The organism is Fredinandcohnia onubensis (genome assembly GCF_002734215.1).
GTDB classification, from domain to species: domain Bacteria; phylum Bacillota; class Bacilli; order Bacillales; family Bacillaceae_L; genus Ferdinandcohnia; species Ferdinandcohnia onubensis.
In genome coordinates this window covers 43,151-56,819 of the sequence record NZ_NSEB01000002.1, presented here as the reverse complement: position 1 = coordinate 56,819, position 13,669 = coordinate 43,151, and the positions used below count along the sequence as shown (strand labels likewise).

The 13,669-nt window shown below is 38.0% G+C and carries 15 protein-coding genes; 5 read left to right on the top strand and 10 right to left on the bottom strand.

Going from position 1 to position 13,669, the window contains the following annotated elements:
• Nucleotides 1–268 precede the first annotated feature (268 nt).
• The 3 genes from CKK03_RS00785 (at nt 269) to CKK03_RS00775 (ending at nt 1,827) form a co-directional block, all read left to right on the top strand.
• Nucleotides 269–982, top strand: coding sequence for an AzlC family ABC transporter permease (locus CKK03_RS00785; protein WP_099360738.1), 714 nt, complete (start codon nt 269–271; stop codon nt 980–982).
• Nucleotides 975–1,280, top strand: coding sequence for an AzlD domain-containing protein (locus CKK03_RS00780; protein ID WP_099360737.1), 306 nt, complete (start codon nt 975–977; stop codon nt 1,278–1,280). The genes CKK03_RS00785 and CKK03_RS00780 overlap by 8 nt, the downstream gene beginning before the upstream one ends.
• A 124-nt stretch (nt 1,281–1,404) precedes the next feature.
• Nucleotides 1,405–1,827, top strand: coding sequence for a VOC family protein (locus CKK03_RS00775; protein ID WP_099360736.1), 423 nt, complete (start codon nt 1,405–1,407; stop codon nt 1,825–1,827).
• A gap of 162 nt (nt 1,828–1,989) precedes the next feature.
• On the opposite strand, the gene CKK03_RS00770 is transcribed toward CKK03_RS00775, so the two are convergent.
• Nucleotides 1,990–3,078 carry a serine hydrolase domain-containing protein gene (locus tag CKK03_RS00770; protein ID WP_099360735.1) on the bottom strand — a complete coding sequence of 363 codons (1,089 nt, stop codon included), beginning with the start codon at nt 3,076–3,078 and terminating at the stop codon, nt 1,990–1,992.
• A 205-nt stretch (nt 3,079–3,283) separates the two neighbouring features.
• On the opposite strand from CKK03_RS00770, the gene rluF reads away from it, so the two are divergent.
• Both rluF and CKK03_RS00760 read left to right on the top strand, forming a co-directional pair.
• A complete protein-coding gene (rluF, locus tag CKK03_RS00765) occupies nt 3,284–3,991 on the top strand; it encodes a 23S rRNA pseudouridine(2604) synthase RluF (RefSeq protein WP_099360734.1) in 708 nt (235 codons plus the stop codon).
• A 513-nt stretch (nt 3,992–4,504) separates the two neighbouring features.
• Complete coding sequence (locus CKK03_RS00760; protein WP_099360733.1) at nt 4,505–4,846, top strand: PAS domain-containing protein; 342 nt, start codon at nt 4,505–4,507, stop codon at nt 4,844–4,846.
• A gap of 297 nt (nt 4,847–5,143) precedes the next feature.
• On the opposite strand, the gene rlmH is transcribed toward CKK03_RS00760, so the two are convergent.
• From rlmH to yycJ, 9 genes are all read right to left on the bottom strand, one after another.
• Nucleotides 5,144–5,623 carry a 23S rRNA (pseudouridine(1915)-N(3))-methyltransferase RlmH gene (gene rlmH, locus CKK03_RS00755; protein ID WP_099360732.1) on the bottom strand — a complete coding sequence of 160 codons (480 nt, stop codon included), beginning with the start codon at nt 5,621–5,623 and terminating at the stop codon, nt 5,144–5,146.
• A 93-nt stretch (nt 5,624–5,716) separates the two neighbouring features.
• Nucleotides 5,717–5,872: a CxxH/CxxC protein gene (locus CKK03_RS00750; RefSeq protein ID WP_010677398.1), complete on the bottom strand. Its 156-nt coding sequence runs from the start codon at nt 5,870–5,872 to the stop codon at nt 5,717–5,719.
• 159 nt (nt 5,873–6,031) lie between these two features.
• Nucleotides 6,032–7,273, bottom strand: coding sequence for a S1C family serine protease (locus CKK03_RS00745; RefSeq protein ID WP_099360731.1), 1,242 nt, complete (start codon nt 7,271–7,273; stop codon nt 6,032–6,034).
• 113 nt (nt 7,274–7,386) lie between these two features.
• Nucleotides 7,387–8,499, bottom strand: coding sequence for an ABC transporter permease (locus CKK03_RS00740; protein WP_099360730.1), 1,113 nt, complete (start codon nt 8,497–8,499; stop codon nt 7,387–7,389).
• Nucleotides 8,496–9,755, bottom strand: a complete 1,260-nt coding sequence (locus CKK03_RS00735) for an ABC transporter permease (RefSeq protein WP_099360729.1) — start codon at nt 9,753–9,755, stop codon at nt 8,496–8,498. The genes CKK03_RS00740 and CKK03_RS00735 overlap by 4 nt, the downstream gene beginning before the upstream one ends.
• 11 nt (nt 9,756–9,766) lie before the next feature.
• Nucleotides 9,767–10,699, bottom strand: a complete 933-nt coding sequence (locus CKK03_RS00730; protein WP_099360728.1) for an ABC transporter ATP-binding protein — start codon at nt 10,697–10,699, stop codon at nt 9,767–9,769.
• Between the two features lie 147 nt (nt 10,700–10,846).
• Entirely contained in the window at nt 10,847–11,476 is a 630-nt protein-coding gene (locus CKK03_RS00725) for a response regulator transcription factor (RefSeq protein WP_099360727.1), read from the bottom strand.
• 16 nt (nt 11,477–11,492) lie between these two features.
• Complete coding sequence (locus CKK03_RS00720; RefSeq protein WP_099360726.1) at nt 11,493–12,575, bottom strand: sensor histidine kinase; 1,083 nt, start codon at nt 12,573–12,575, stop codon at nt 11,493–11,495.
• 297 nt (nt 12,576–12,872) lie between these two features.
• On the bottom strand, nt 12,873–13,667 hold the full coding sequence (gene yycJ / locus CKK03_RS00715; protein WP_099360725.1) for an exodeoxyribonuclease YycJ: 795 nt from the start codon (nt 13,665–13,667) through the stop codon (nt 12,873–12,875).
• Nucleotides 13,668–13,669 lie beyond the last annotated feature (2 nt).

Sequence of the window (13,669 nt, the reverse complement as noted above, 5' to 3'; positions counted from 1 at the left end):
AAGGAAGGCCCCTTCTCGGTATGGAAGGGGTATTTTATATTTTAAAATAATATCAATAACCTGTTTCTTTTCTCTCTTGATCTAGCAACATTACTAGATTCATTTATTCTAAAATAACTGTTATAATAAGAAAATTATAGAAAAATAGAAATAGTTGCATAACCGGATTAAACGGAAAACATCAAAAAAACAAACGATAAGAAGAAAATCATGTTTCAATTAAAATTATCTTTCACGGCGGTAGAATTGGAGGAGAGAAAAAGAACAAATGAAAACACATATAGGCGAATGGAGAAGCGGTCTAAAGAACGGGTTGCCCATTGCAATGGGTTACTTTGCGGTTTCGTTTACCTTTGGCATACTTGCCAAACAAGCCGGGCTAAATCCATTTGAAGCATTCTTGATGTCCGTGACTAATTTAACATCGGCTGGACAGTTCGCGGGGCTTACTCTTATTGCTAGTGCCGCAACAGTCATCGAAATTGCTGTCACACAATTAATTATCAACTCCCGATATTTTTTAATGTCCTTTGCTTTATCCCAAAAGATTGATTCAAATACGTCCCTTTTCCACCGATTCATTATGTCATATGGAATTACGGATGAAGTATTTGGAGTCTCCGTTGCGGTTCCTGGAAAGTTAAGCCCTTATTATGCTTATGGTGTAATGAGTGCTGCTGTGCCAGGATGGGCACTAGGTACACTGTTTGGAGTTATTTCTGGAAACATTTTACCACCAAGATTGATTAGTGCATTAAGTATTGCTCTATTCGGAATGTTACTTGCTGTCATTATCCCTCCTGCAAAAGGGAATAAAATCCTATCTGGGTTAATTGTCATTTCGATGGTATTCAGCCTGATATTTGCTAAATTGCCATTGTTGGAGTCTATCTCCTCTGGTGTGAAAATTATTATATTAACAATTTTGATTGCAGGTATCGCAGCTTTTGGCTTTCCGGTAAAGGAGGATAGGAATGAATAATGTTATTTTTTATATCTTGGTGATGGCAGTTGTAACATATCTCATTCGGGTTCTGCCACTTACAATTATCAGAAAAGAAATTAAAAATATTTATATCCGATCGTTTTTATACTATGTCCCTTTTGTAACATTGGCCGTGATGATTTTTCCGGCTATTTTAGACGCCACTGCATCACCATGGTCTGCCCTAATAGGTTTTATTGTCGCAATTCTCTTCGCCTACAGAGGGGCAAACCTGGTGAACGTCGCCCTATTGGCCTGTTTTTCCGTTTTTTTAGTAGAACTGTTTTTATATTAGACTTTGTTCATTTGTCTAAACCTTGATTTAATTTTGGTGAATATTTCATTAAGAGTTGGCTATTCTTGAACTAACCGGATAGACTAGAAATTGTATATATTCCAACATAAGGAGAAGTGAGAAAATGGCGGTAGATGTTTATCTTGTTTTTAATGGCAATTGCCGAGAAGCAGTTGAGTTTTACGCAAAGGTGTTTAAAACAGAAACACCACAAATTATGACATTTGGTGAAACACCGCAAAGTCCAGACTACCCATTACCAGAAGAAGCAAAAAACTTAGTGATGCATACACGACTCAATATCGCTGGAAGCAATGTTATGTTTTCAGATAACTTCCCCGGACAACCTTTTGTTGAAGGCAATAACGTTACACTTGCATTACTTAGTGAAAATATGGATGATTTGAAATCTTGGTATGAACAATTAAAAGATGGTGGGACAGTTAGCATGGAACTCCAAGAAACATTCTGGAGCAAGCTCTATGGTCAAGTAACCGATAAATTCGGAATCCACTGGCAACTTAACTATGGTAATGGTGGCATGTAAAGAAGGATACAAAAACTGAAGATGTAATTGTTAACTACTCTCCTGTCCTAAAGGGTAAAGAAATGTAGCCATTCTACATCCCTTTTTGTTATTCATTGAGAGACAAACAGAATGCCCCTTCACAGTAAAGAAGGGGCAAATTTTATGTTTTAAAGGTAGATTTTAAAATAATTTTTCCCATATCCAAATTGGTTCCTGCAACATAATCGAAGTAAGGTTCCGATTAATTGTCTTTGAATTAATAGTCATTTCATTGCTTAACACGATAACCGTAATTCCCTCATCTAGTAAACGAGTAACATAGTGACGGAAACCACTCGGGTATCCACCAGAGTGTCCTACCGCATCAAGCCCCATTACATTCTGAGTATACCAGCCATAACCATATTGATATGGAAACTTCTTAGCTTGAGTAGTTCCCATTAAATCATCTGTTTCAGCAGAAATAAGCACGTGATTTCGGATAGCCTGATCAAAAAGAGCTAGGTCCTCAACTGTTGAGATAATATCACCTGCAGCAAATGCAGCTGTGTTATTCATTAATGGTCCTTCTTCACCCTTAACATGGCCAACAGCCGCCGGGAATCCTTCTTTTAGTGAAAACATGGAATTCACCATTCCACTTGGTTTAAAGATATGCTCTTCAATATAATCTGCATAGGTTAATCCGCTAACCTTCTCAATTATCATCCCTAACATCACGTAACCTGTATTACTATAATGAAAACTTTCTCCTGGGGGAAATAGTAACTCAGCATCTTCTGTAACTTTTACAATGTCCTCTGGTTTCCATTCTTTACTATAGTCAAATTCAAACTCTGGTCTAAGGTAATCTGGGATTCCTGAACTATGACTAAGCAGTTGACCAACAGTAATTTGATCTGCTTTAGGGTATTCTGGGAAATATGTACGAATTGGTTCATCAATTGATAACAATTGCTTCTCAACTAACTGCATAATTGCAATAGCGGTAAACGTTTTAGATAAAGATGCAATTTGATAGTGAGTACTTGGGGTATTAGGAATATCTGGCCCTGCCATTCCGTATCCTTTTTTGAATACTTCCTGATTTTCTTTTGAAATTAAAACAACTCCCTGGAAATCCTGTTTAATGAGATACTGGTCTAACTGTTCAGATAGGGTTCCACTTAGGTCCTTATGACTGTCACGTCCTAGTAATAAAAGCAGTACAATTGCAATTAGTACAATAGAAATCAAGCTAATTAAAATAATTTTAAAGAATTTTTTCATCCGATATCTCCCATTCTATAATCAATTAATGGCCCTCAATCTATTTTATTTTATTAATTAAAAAGAGATGTGCAAATACTGATTTTTCAAAAAATAAAGTCTTTTAAAACAATTGTTTTAGATCCAAATCAGAATTTGTCATTCACCCTTAAAATAAAGTATAGTTAGTATCTATAAAACAATCCTCTGATAAGGTTGTGTCAACATGCGTATTAATAAATATATAAGTGAATCTGGAAAAGCCTCTAGAAGAGGTGCCGATAAATTAATTACCGATGGGAGAGTTACCATTAATGGTAAGCGTGCAACTATTGGTAGCCAGATTGAGCCTGGGGATGACGTTCGAGTGGATGGAAACCCCATTCGAGTAGCAAGGAATAATGTCTATATCGCCTTAAATAAACCTGTAGGCATTACTAGCACCACAGAAAAAGGAGTTAAGGGGAATATCGTTGATTTAGTCAACCATCCATTAAGAATATTTAACATTGGACGGTTGGATAAAGATTCAGAGGGCTTAATACTTCTTACGAACGATGGCGACATTGTTAACGAAATTCTGCGTTCTGAAAATAAACATGAAAAGGAATATATCGTTTCAGTAGACAAGCCAATTACTCCTGAATTCTTGAAGAAGATGTCAGAGGGTGTCAAAATATTGGATACAAAAACACTTCCTTGTGAAGTTGTTCAATTATCAAAGTTTGATTTTCAGATTATTTTAACACAGGGGCTAAATCGCCAAATACGGCGCATGTGCGCCGAATTAGGATACGATGTTTACCGATTGCAAAGAACCCGAATCATGAATATTCACTTAGGCAACCTTCCTCCTGGACAATGGCGAGATTTATCTAAGAAAGAACGAACTCAGTTATTTAGAGAATTAAACTATGAGCCAAAAGAATGGTAAAACTATGGAATGTCCAATTTAAATAGAATTATCAGTATATTTATCCTTTAACTAAAGGGACATTCTCATATTAAATTGAACCCCCTAGTGCTTTCTTCCAAGAAAGAGGTACTAGGGGAGATATACGTAGGGAGCAACATTAAAATACTTTTGTTTATCAGTATTATATAAACAACATATCTGGCATCCTTATGAGAAATCCTCATTTCTTCCTTTTATCCTGATCACATCCAACTTTCACTAACGATCTTTATATAAAAAATAGTGGTCAACGTCAAGGTAATTGTTTTACTTGGCCAAAGCCACTTCTGAATGAAAATGGTCAGTCCCTCAAATGCAAATAATCATCAATAACAATCTTGTGAGATAAATCACAATTCGCTCTCATCATTAATGCTATCATTATTAATGAGGTTAGATAATACCCACTTAACAGTAGAAAACTTTCCTCACTACTATTTGTACTATTATTTTCCTGTTCTTAAAGAGAGATTGCATAAAGGAGTGTTATAAATGGCTGAAAATAAATTGGCTGAATTAATTAGTCCTGAAGCTATCATTAATTTTAAAACTGGTGCAATTAAAGCAAGCACTTTGGATTCAATTATTAATCTTTTACCATTTGAAATGGGTTTTTGCGATGCTAACGATATTTTCCGCTGGTATTCAAATAACCCCAACCGTGTCCATGGCCGTCGTAAAGAAGCAATTGGTCGTCATGTACTTGAACTACATCCAAGAATGGCCCATCACGTTGAAAAGTTGCTGAATGATTTCCGTTCAGGAGCACGTGACGAATGGGAATTTTGGTTTCCAAAACGATCTGGTGAAGAAACCGGTCAAATTTACCAATAGTTCATGGCAGTACGTGATGAAAACAGAAAGTATCTTGGATGTATGGATGTAACCGTTAATATTGATCTTTTCCAAGGAAAAGAAGGTAAGCACACCCCTGAAACTATTGATGAATTTATAGCTGTTAAGCCTGAGTAAAAATTTCAGAAGCTATTAAAAAAACACATTGAATCCCCCCATTCAATGTGTTTTCTATATGATTGAACTTTTAACGGCCACTTATGTAAAACAATTACTTAGCCCCTAACGACATTGTGGTTCCATATGTCATTTGAGAGAACTCTCTAATCCTTGCTTTTATTTATGATACGGTTCGTTCCTAATTATACGAAACGCCCGATACACCTGCTCCACTAATATCAATCTCATTAATTGATGTGGGAAGGTCATCTTTGAAAAAGACAATGTATCATTTGCTCGCTTCATTACGTCCTTGCTTAAGCCGAGAGAACCACCGATGATGAAGGCAATTTTGCTTTTTCCATAGGTTGCTAGGTTTTCAAGATCGTCGGCAAGCTGTTCAGATGATTTCATTTTTCCTTCAATGGCTAATGCAATGACATGAGTGTCATCCGATAATTTTGAAAGTATCCGCTCTCCCTCTTTTTGTTTCACCTGCTCCATTTCAGATTCACTTAAATTTTCCGGTGCCTTTTCATCTGCAAGTTCTATCATATCAACCTTGGCATAGGCTGTTAATCGTTTTAAATATTCGTTAATCCCCTGGATTAAATATTTTTCTTTTAACTTTCCAATTGTTACGATTGTGATGTTCACACTTATCCCCACTTCGTTCACATTTTACAAACACACTATCCACAGAAGTTATCCACATATCCACATTTTCTATCCACATCTTGTATGGGAATATTAGTTCCCTACAACATATACCGCCTTATTTTGACAAAATTCACAGGTTGTTGATAAGTTTTCGTCTTCAATTTTCGTCATAATCGGCGCTACCTCATGTTCATCAACCACAATGTCCAATGCTAATTCAATATGTTCTTCACAACATTTAATCATTTTTTCGTCCTCCATCAAACTTACCCACATCCACCTGCGGATTATGGGTATAACTTTATCTTGTTATTTTTCTTATCCACAAGTTTTATCTTACCCATTTTAGCATATAATCTTATCCACAAAAAACAGAGGAAATTTCATTCCCCTGTTTTCTAGAGCCTACATTGTTTCTCTTGCTAATCGTACCGTCGCCTTTTGTTTTTCTCCACCTCGGTAGAATGTGACCTCCATTGTGTCACCCACTGATTTTTCATTATATAAATGTTTTCGCAAATCAATTAGTGAGGTGATTTTTTCACCATCTAGTTCCACAATCACATCAAGCTCCCTTAATCCCGCTTGCGATGCTGGTGTATTTCGAAGCACTTCTAAAACAGCCACTCCCTCTGTTACGTCATTTGGTAGATGCAAGGTCTGCATTCGATGATAGGAGGAAATTTCACTTAAACTCTTTAGTTGTCCTACTCCTAAAAATGGACGATTAACCTCGCCATACACTTCAAGGTCTTCAATAATTGGCTTTGCACTAGTAATCGGAATCGAAAGACCAATTCCTTCAACGGCCTCCTGTGCAATTTTCATTGAATTAATTCCTATTACTTCTCCCTTGATATTAACCAATGCACCTCCACTATTTCCTGGATTAATCGCAGCATCTGTTTGCATGACATCGGCATTCCAATCAGGGACTCCATCCTGATTAATATCGACTGGAATCGTCCGATTTAAGCCTGAGATAATTCCTTGTGTGACCGACCCAGAAAACTCAAGTCCCAACGGGTTTCCGATAGCAATGACAGGTTCACCAAGATTAATGTTATCGGAATTTCCAAATTGAGCAATCTTTTTTATATGGCTCCCATCAATCTCAATTACCGCTAAATCCGTCCAAATATCACTTCCGAGTACTCTTCCCTTCACCCTTGCCCCATCACTAAGACTTACCTCTATATCAGAAGCTCCTTCAATTACATGATGGTTTGTGACGATAAAGGCCTTACCGTCTCCTTTTTTATAGATTACCCCAGAGCCCGTACCCGCTGTCATCGATTCCTCTGTCCAGAAATTAGTTTGTTGTAGATTAACAATTCCTACAACAGCCTCACTTACCTTATTGACCGCACTGGTAACCTCTGTAGTCACGTTCACGTTGATATTTTGTTGGACACTTTCTCCTGTTACAGGTGCTTTTTCCTCCACCTCATCAAGCCCATTCACCTCTTCAGGAGTTGCATTCTCGTCATTTGGAAGTAAATGATACTTGGATAGTGTCGGTAAAAGAACTATTACAAGGAGTGCCCCAATAACAGCACCGACTAACGCTGAGAGAAACCAACTGCCTCGGTTCCCTTTCTTTCTTTGCTGCCTTTGGTTTATATAATCCTGATCATAGTACCCCATTAAATGATTTCTCCTTTTACACTCTTTCTATTAATTTTACCCATATTTTATACAAATCATGACCTGGTCCCACAATGAGAAAAGACAGGAGCCACTAGCCCCTGCCTTTTTCTTTAAGCGTTTTTCCGTTCCATTAGATTGATTCCGATCCCGATTAACACGACTCCCATTAACGTCAAAATGCTTATTGGATATAGTAATTCACTCATCGGTGCTTCATAAATGGTAGCGGCTTTTAAGCCTTCCATTGCATGTTTAATTGGCACAAAATCCGACATTCTTAACAAGAAGTTTGAGCTTACAATTTCCAATGGCCAATAGGCCCCACCAAGCATCGACAAGCAGACCGATACAAGTGAAATAATCGCATTGAATTGTTGAGTACTTTTAACAACACTGACTAAAAACAACGATAGCGCGACAATTGAGAACACGTACGGGATTAACACAATTAACGTTTTTCCAAATCCCCCATAAAAGTCTACCCCGACAGCATACCGGAACACTACGAAGATGAGTGCCACCTGAAAATATCCCATTAGGAAACTATAAATTAAATTGCCTGCGTACATCTCCCATTTTTTTAAAGGGGATAAAATCATGCGGTCCCAAACTCCCCATGTTCTCTCTTGTAATATGTTGTGAACATTATATGAGATCGTGTAAATAACAAAAAACAAGGTGAATCCAAAAATTGTCTGAAGCTGGTTATCAATAATCACAGTATCGTCGCTACGAAAAGAAGCAGCTTGAATTTTGAATAACGGGTTCTCTTTCTTTTCATTATATTCTTCAATAATGGCATCTGAGTCGATAAAGCTACTTGTGGCTGTTGCCTCTTTAATCTGCTCTTCCATTAAAAGATCCCCATAAAAGTTCTGAAGATAGCTTTCTATTATATGAAGGTTAGACGTCTCTGTCACGATGACAATTGTGTAAGATTCCTTTTCTAGCTTCACAGCAGCCTCTGCATCACCTTCACTGACCATTTTCTTTGCCTCATCTTCTGTCACTCGTTTAAATTCAAACGCCTCAGTCTTATTTAGTTCTTTCCAAAGTCCGGTTTCTTCAATATTTTCAATATCTGTATAAACGGGTACTATAATATTTGTATAATTTGCGGCACCTAATAACAAGGCAAACACAATACTCATTACGGTCATGCCAATCATAAGCATTGGCTTTCTTAGAAATAATTTAAATTTTGCCTGTAAAATACTTATCATATGGCATCACCTCTTTTTGGAAAGCTAAAAACAGCTGCGGTCAGCATCACCAAACCAAAGCCCATTAAATAAAAAATATGATGAGAAATAGCCGAAAGCTCTACACCTTGAAGCAATTGTAATAATGCGGTCATTCCTGCACCATTTGGCGTAAGATTACCCAACATACCAATGACAGAAGAAGTTTCTGCAATCGGCGTAAAACTTCCACCTAAAAAGGCAAAAATCGAAACCATCACATTCCCAAAAAAGTTTGACACACCTTCTGAGTCAATTCGGAAGTTTAATGCGGTCAACAACGCTCCTACTCCTCCTATCGCAAAGGATAGTGATAGGTTCACTAAGAGAAAACCGAAAAGGTCTTTCCAAACCACATTAAATATGAGAGAAGTAACTCCATATAAAATCGCTTGCTGGATAATTGCAATCAGGATTACAGAGAAAAAGATACCACCCAGATACGACCATCTTGACGTATTCGATAAAATGATTCGATTGAACACCTGTAACTGCTTTTCACGATAGGCAGATGAGCCAATATGAGAGGCAATAAACATTATAAACATAACGCTCATACCGACAGAATAATATTGCAATGAATTAATCGGTTCACGCTCGGTAACAGTCTCTGTCTTTCCAAGTTTCCCACTTTTCATATCTTCTAACTGAATTCCAGCTTTCCCTATTACAGTCATGGAAGTGAGCTGTTTTTGGAAATTCATAAGGATATCCTCCACTATTTTTGGAGAAATCTGCTTTCCTTCATTTTTATAAAGGGTAATCGTGGCAGATGAAGGCTCATCTAGTAAGGCAGATGATAAAATATCATAAGTGTAATGCTCTGGTATCTCAATAACAGCAGCGTAACGATCATCATTCTTAATTTCATCCAATTTTTCCTGCTTAACTACCTCAAGTTCCACAATTTCTTTTAGTTCTTTACTTCCAAACATATCATCTACTAAAGTCTGAATTGGACGAAGTTGATTAGCGCTTTGGATTAATGCTGTTTCTGCTTCCTGTGGCAATCCCTTCGCTTTTACCTTTTGGATAAAAGCTTCAACATCCCCTTGTTCGTTGCTATGATTAATAAATGCCACTTTAGCTGAGATAGGTTCTGCGTCTCCACCCATGACCCCACCTAAGGCAAAGCCAAGGATCGCAATAAGGACAAGCGGCATTAGGACTAAAACCAGTAACTCCTGGGGGTTCCGTAGTAATACCAATAAGTCTTTTTTAATAAACGGAATAATCATCCTCTCACCTCCTAATCTCTTAACGCTCTACCTGTCAGATGAAGAAATACGTCTTCAAGTGTTGGCGCTTTTACTTCAACTGATATCAATGTTGTACTCGTTTCCTCAGCTATCTGCGAGATTTTTTGAAACAAATTGTATTCCTTTGGAACAATAACTGTTACAACACGGTCCTGCACCTTTACTTGACGTACGGTTGTATCAGCTTCAAGTAATTGAATAAATTCTTCTTTTACCCGCTCAACCTGAATGGAAATCGTATTTTCAGAGGAAAGAATATTTTTTAGCTCTTCCTTTGTTCCTGAAGCGATAATATGACCTTTATCCATAATATAAATTCTGTCACATAAGAACTCGACTTCTTCCATGTAATGACTTGTATATAATACGGTCATTCCACGTTCCTTATTGAGACGTTTTACCGTTTCTAAAATATAATTTCGAGATTGTGGGTCAATCCCTACCGTTGGCTCATCCATAATAATTATTTCCGGATTATGAAGTAAAGCCACTCCAATATTTAACCTTCTTTTCATACCACCGGAAAATGTTTTAACTAGATCCTTTCTTCTGTCGGTTAAACCGATTTGTTCTAAAACCTCCTCAATTCGCTGTTTTAATTCAGCACCTTTTAACCTATAAATCTCTCCAAAAAATCGCAAATTTTCTTCAGCTGATAAATCCGTGTACAACGCAATTTCTTGAGGCACCACTCCTAAAATCTTACGGATATTCAGCGGATTCTTAATCGTACTTTTATTTAATAGCCGCACATCACCAGATGTTGGAACAACCAAAGATGAAAGCATAGAGATGGTCGTAGATTTTCCCGCTCCATTTGGACCAAGCAGACCCACAATCTCTCCTTTTTCCAAAAACATATTAATCCCCTGTGCAGCATACTTTTGTTTATATTTCTTTGATAAATCAATCACTTCTAACATACCGTCGCCTCCCTTATAGTTTTATCATAGACTTTCAAGACCTCTTACAGCACTATCTAGCGTCACTTGTTTATGAAAAAAACATGACCTAAGTCATTTCTGCATTAAAAAAGGGCCATCCACTGATGTTTGGACAACCCCTGTATGTTATGTAATATCATTTTTTACTGCAAAAATCGCCAACTGAGTACGATCGCGAAGCTCTAATTTATGTAAGACTTGCGTGATGTGGTTCTTTACCGTACCGACAGATAGATATAATTCATCCGCAATTTCCTTATTTGTTTTTCCTTCACCTACTAATCTTGTAATATCTAATTCTCGTGTAGATAAAGGCAATTCAAGTTTCTTCTCAACCTTGTGTAATAACCGTGGCATCACTTTTGCCGCAACCTCTTCATGAATCGTTAGACCCCCTTGAAAACAACTATAAACCGCATGGATTAGCGTATTCTGGTCTGATGTTTTCAATAAAAAAGCATTTGCCCCGTATTTTAATGCCTGGATTGCGTATTCATCATCATTAAAGGTTGTGAGGATTAATATCTTAGCATCGGGCCAACGTTCCTTGACCTTTCTAGTTGCTTCTAGTCCATTCATAACTGGCATCCGGATATCCATTAACACCACATCAATAACATGTGCCTCCATCTTCTTAATTGCTTCTTCCCCATTTTCGGCCTCAGCCACAACACGGATTTTCTCGTCTTGCTCCAGCATGAGTTTCAAGCCTTGCCTAACAATCGATTGATCTTCTACTATTAACACATTCCACATGTCCATTTCCCCTCCCTTACGTTCTTGCTAACGGAAGTCTTCCCTTGATGACAAACGCTTCATCCGTTTGATAGACCGATAGCATTCCACCCAATTCCTCAACTCGCTTTCGCATATTTGAAAGACCGAAACCCTCTTTGAATGGTTCCTTCTTATAGATTCGATTTTTCAGGACAATTTCGATATTTCCGTCTGCTGTTTTTCCAAGAAGCACCTGAACTTCGCGGGAGTGGGCATGGCGCATGGCATTTGTAAGTCCTTCCTGGATTACTCGATATAGCACCACACTCTGTTCATTTGTGAGCTGTTCGGACAAGATACCTTGTTTTGTAGTCAGTTGAACCATAATATGACTTTCAGCCTCAAGTTTTTTGATAAGCTGTAAGATGGTTGCAATTCCTTCATGCTCTCGATCCTTTAAAGTTCGGACCGCAAAGCGTGTTTCCTCTAAACTCTCTTTAGCCAATTCCTTTAAATCATGATAATGTTCTGGACCTTGTTTAATTGAAAGGATCTCCAACTGCATTAACAGTGCTGTCAACTTATGCCCGACGGAATCATGAATGTCCCTTGCAATTTTAGTCCTCTCTTGATAGCGTGCTTCCTCCTCCGCCACAAGGGCGACTCTCTTTAACTTTCGATATTCCCCAAGCAATTCTTCATAGAGGTTGCGTTGTTCCTCTCGCTTTGCCCAAAGTTCATTCACCTGAAGGGCAAGAAGATAGAATAAGAGAAAATAAACATAAACGGATAAATCACTTTTCATCCACATAAAGAATCCCAATAAACAGGCTGCCGTAAAGGCAACAAGTCCCTTAAATAGTTGACTTTCAAGCTGAATTACAGCTAATAACACAACGTACATTAGTAATAAAAGTGTAAATGGATTGCCTGAATCAATAATTCCTTGCGTCAGTAGAAGTACTGTTATCGCAACATATAAACAGATTGGCTTTGGTGTGACTTTCAAGAAAAAATATAAAGTCATGACAACAGCACAAATCATAATTGAATACGCGGTTGGAACCGGCTTTTCAAAAATGAAAAACAACACCCAAAGCGCCATTAAACCTGCCGTTTGCCACATAAAGGTTTTCATAGCATCCCTACTTTCATCTTAGTTTCAAGTTACTAGAAAATTATGGGTGCGGCAAGTGTTTTTCTTCGAAAAGTGCAAGCGCCTAGAAAGGGGAACATCGACTAACTACTGCCACGTCCTGTGGCAAACGTCGATGTCAGTACTTCCTGTGCAAGTCCGACAAGCATAAGAAAAGCCGGCGAGAAGGATGCCTTTTATCCTTCTTGACGGATTGGCTTATGACCTCGAGGGGCTAGGCGCTGGAGCTAAACATGCAAACAAAAAAGCCCATCTGATCAAAGTCAAATGAGCTTTTTCTTATACATAGGCTAGCTTTGTAGGTAGCTTAGGATCTGTATCATACAAATCGAATTGTTCCCCGACAACATACCCCTTACTTTCTAAGGTTTGTTTAACCGACATACGTGCTAAATCCTTTAAATTATTATCTTTACTTAGATGCGCCAAATAGATTCGTTTCGTGTTGTCCCCAATTACATCTGACATTGCTAACGCTGCATCCTCATTCGATACATGTCCAACATCACTTAAAATACGTCGCTTAATACTCCAGGGATAATGGCCCATCTGAAGCATAGACACATCGTGGTTGCTTTCAAATACATACGCATCTGCATTTTCAATAGTGCCCTTCATCCGGTCACTGACATAGCCTGTATCCGTAATTAAAACAACCTTTTTCCCCTCATTGTGGAACACATAAAACATCGGTTCAGCCGCATCATGGGAAACACCGAAGGATTCAACATCCATATTTCCAAATGTCTTTACTGTCCCCATTTGAAAAATAAATTTCTGTTCCGTCGGAATTTCCCCAATATTACGCTCCATCGCATTCCATGTCTTTTCATTCGCATAGATGGGAAGCTTGTACTTTCTCGCCAGTACACCAAGCCCCTTAATATGGTCACTATGCTCATGTGTCACAAGAATCCCGGAAAGATGCTTAATTTCTTTGTTGATTTCTTTAAATAACAGTTCTAGTTGTTTACCACTTAACCCGGCATCTACAAGCAAGGAATGCTTGTCTGTTCCAACATAGAACGCATTTCCTGTGCTCCCGCTTGCAAGCACACTAAAATGCAACCCCATAG

What these genes read in the sequence shown, in the direction of transcription:
- CKK03_RS00770 (WP_099360735.1), bottom strand. Translation starts at nt 3,078, where the DNA reads ATGAAAAAATTCTTTAAAATTATTTTAATTAGCTTGATTTCTATTGTA.
- CKK03_RS00730 (WP_099360728.1), bottom strand. Translation starts at nt 10,699, where the DNA reads ATGTTAGAAGTGATTGATTTATCAAAGAAATATAAACAAAAGTATGCT.
- CKK03_RS00720 (WP_099360726.1), bottom strand. Translation starts at nt 12,575, where the DNA reads ATGAAAACCTTTATGTGGCAAACGGCAGGTTTAATGGCGCTTTGGGTG.
- CKK03_RS00785 (WP_099360738.1), top strand. Translation starts at nt 269, where the DNA reads ATGAAAACACATATAGGCGAATGGAGAAGCGGTCTAAAGAACGGGTTG.
- CKK03_RS00725 (WP_099360727.1), bottom strand. Translation starts at nt 11,476, where the DNA reads ATGTGGAATGTGTTAATAGTAGAAGATCAATCGATTGTTAGGCAAGGC.
- CKK03_RS00760 (WP_099360733.1), top strand. Translation starts at nt 4,505, where the DNA reads ATGGCTGAAAATAAATTGGCTGAATTAATTAGTCCTGAAGCTATCATT.
- CKK03_RS00740 (WP_099360730.1), bottom strand. Translation starts at nt 8,499, where the DNA reads ATGATAAGTATTTTACAGGCAAAATTTAAATTATTTCTAAGAAAGCCA.
- CKK03_RS00735 (WP_099360729.1), bottom strand. Translation starts at nt 9,755, where the DNA reads ATGATTATTCCGTTTATTAAAAAAGACTTATTGGTATTACTACGGAAC.
- CKK03_RS00750 (WP_010677398.1), bottom strand. Translation starts at nt 5,872, where the DNA reads ATGATTAAATGTTGTGAAGAACATATTGAATTAGCATTGGACATTGTG.
- CKK03_RS00780 (WP_099360737.1), top strand. Translation starts at nt 975, where the DNA reads ATGAATAATGTTATTTTTTATATCTTGGTGATGGCAGTTGTAACATAT.
- yycJ (WP_099360725.1), bottom strand. Translation starts at nt 13,667, where the DNA reads ATGGGGTTGCATTTTAGTGTGCTTGCAAGCGGGAGCACAGGAAATGCG.
- rluF (WP_099360734.1), top strand. Translation starts at nt 3,284, where the DNA reads ATGCGTATTAATAAATATATAAGTGAATCTGGAAAAGCCTCTAGAAGA.
- CKK03_RS00775 (WP_099360736.1), top strand. Translation starts at nt 1,405, where the DNA reads ATGGCGGTAGATGTTTATCTTGTTTTTAATGGCAATTGCCGAGAAGCA.
- CKK03_RS00745 (WP_099360731.1), bottom strand. Translation starts at nt 7,273, where the DNA reads ATGGGGTACTATGATCAGGATTATATAAACCAAAGGCAGCAAAGAAAG.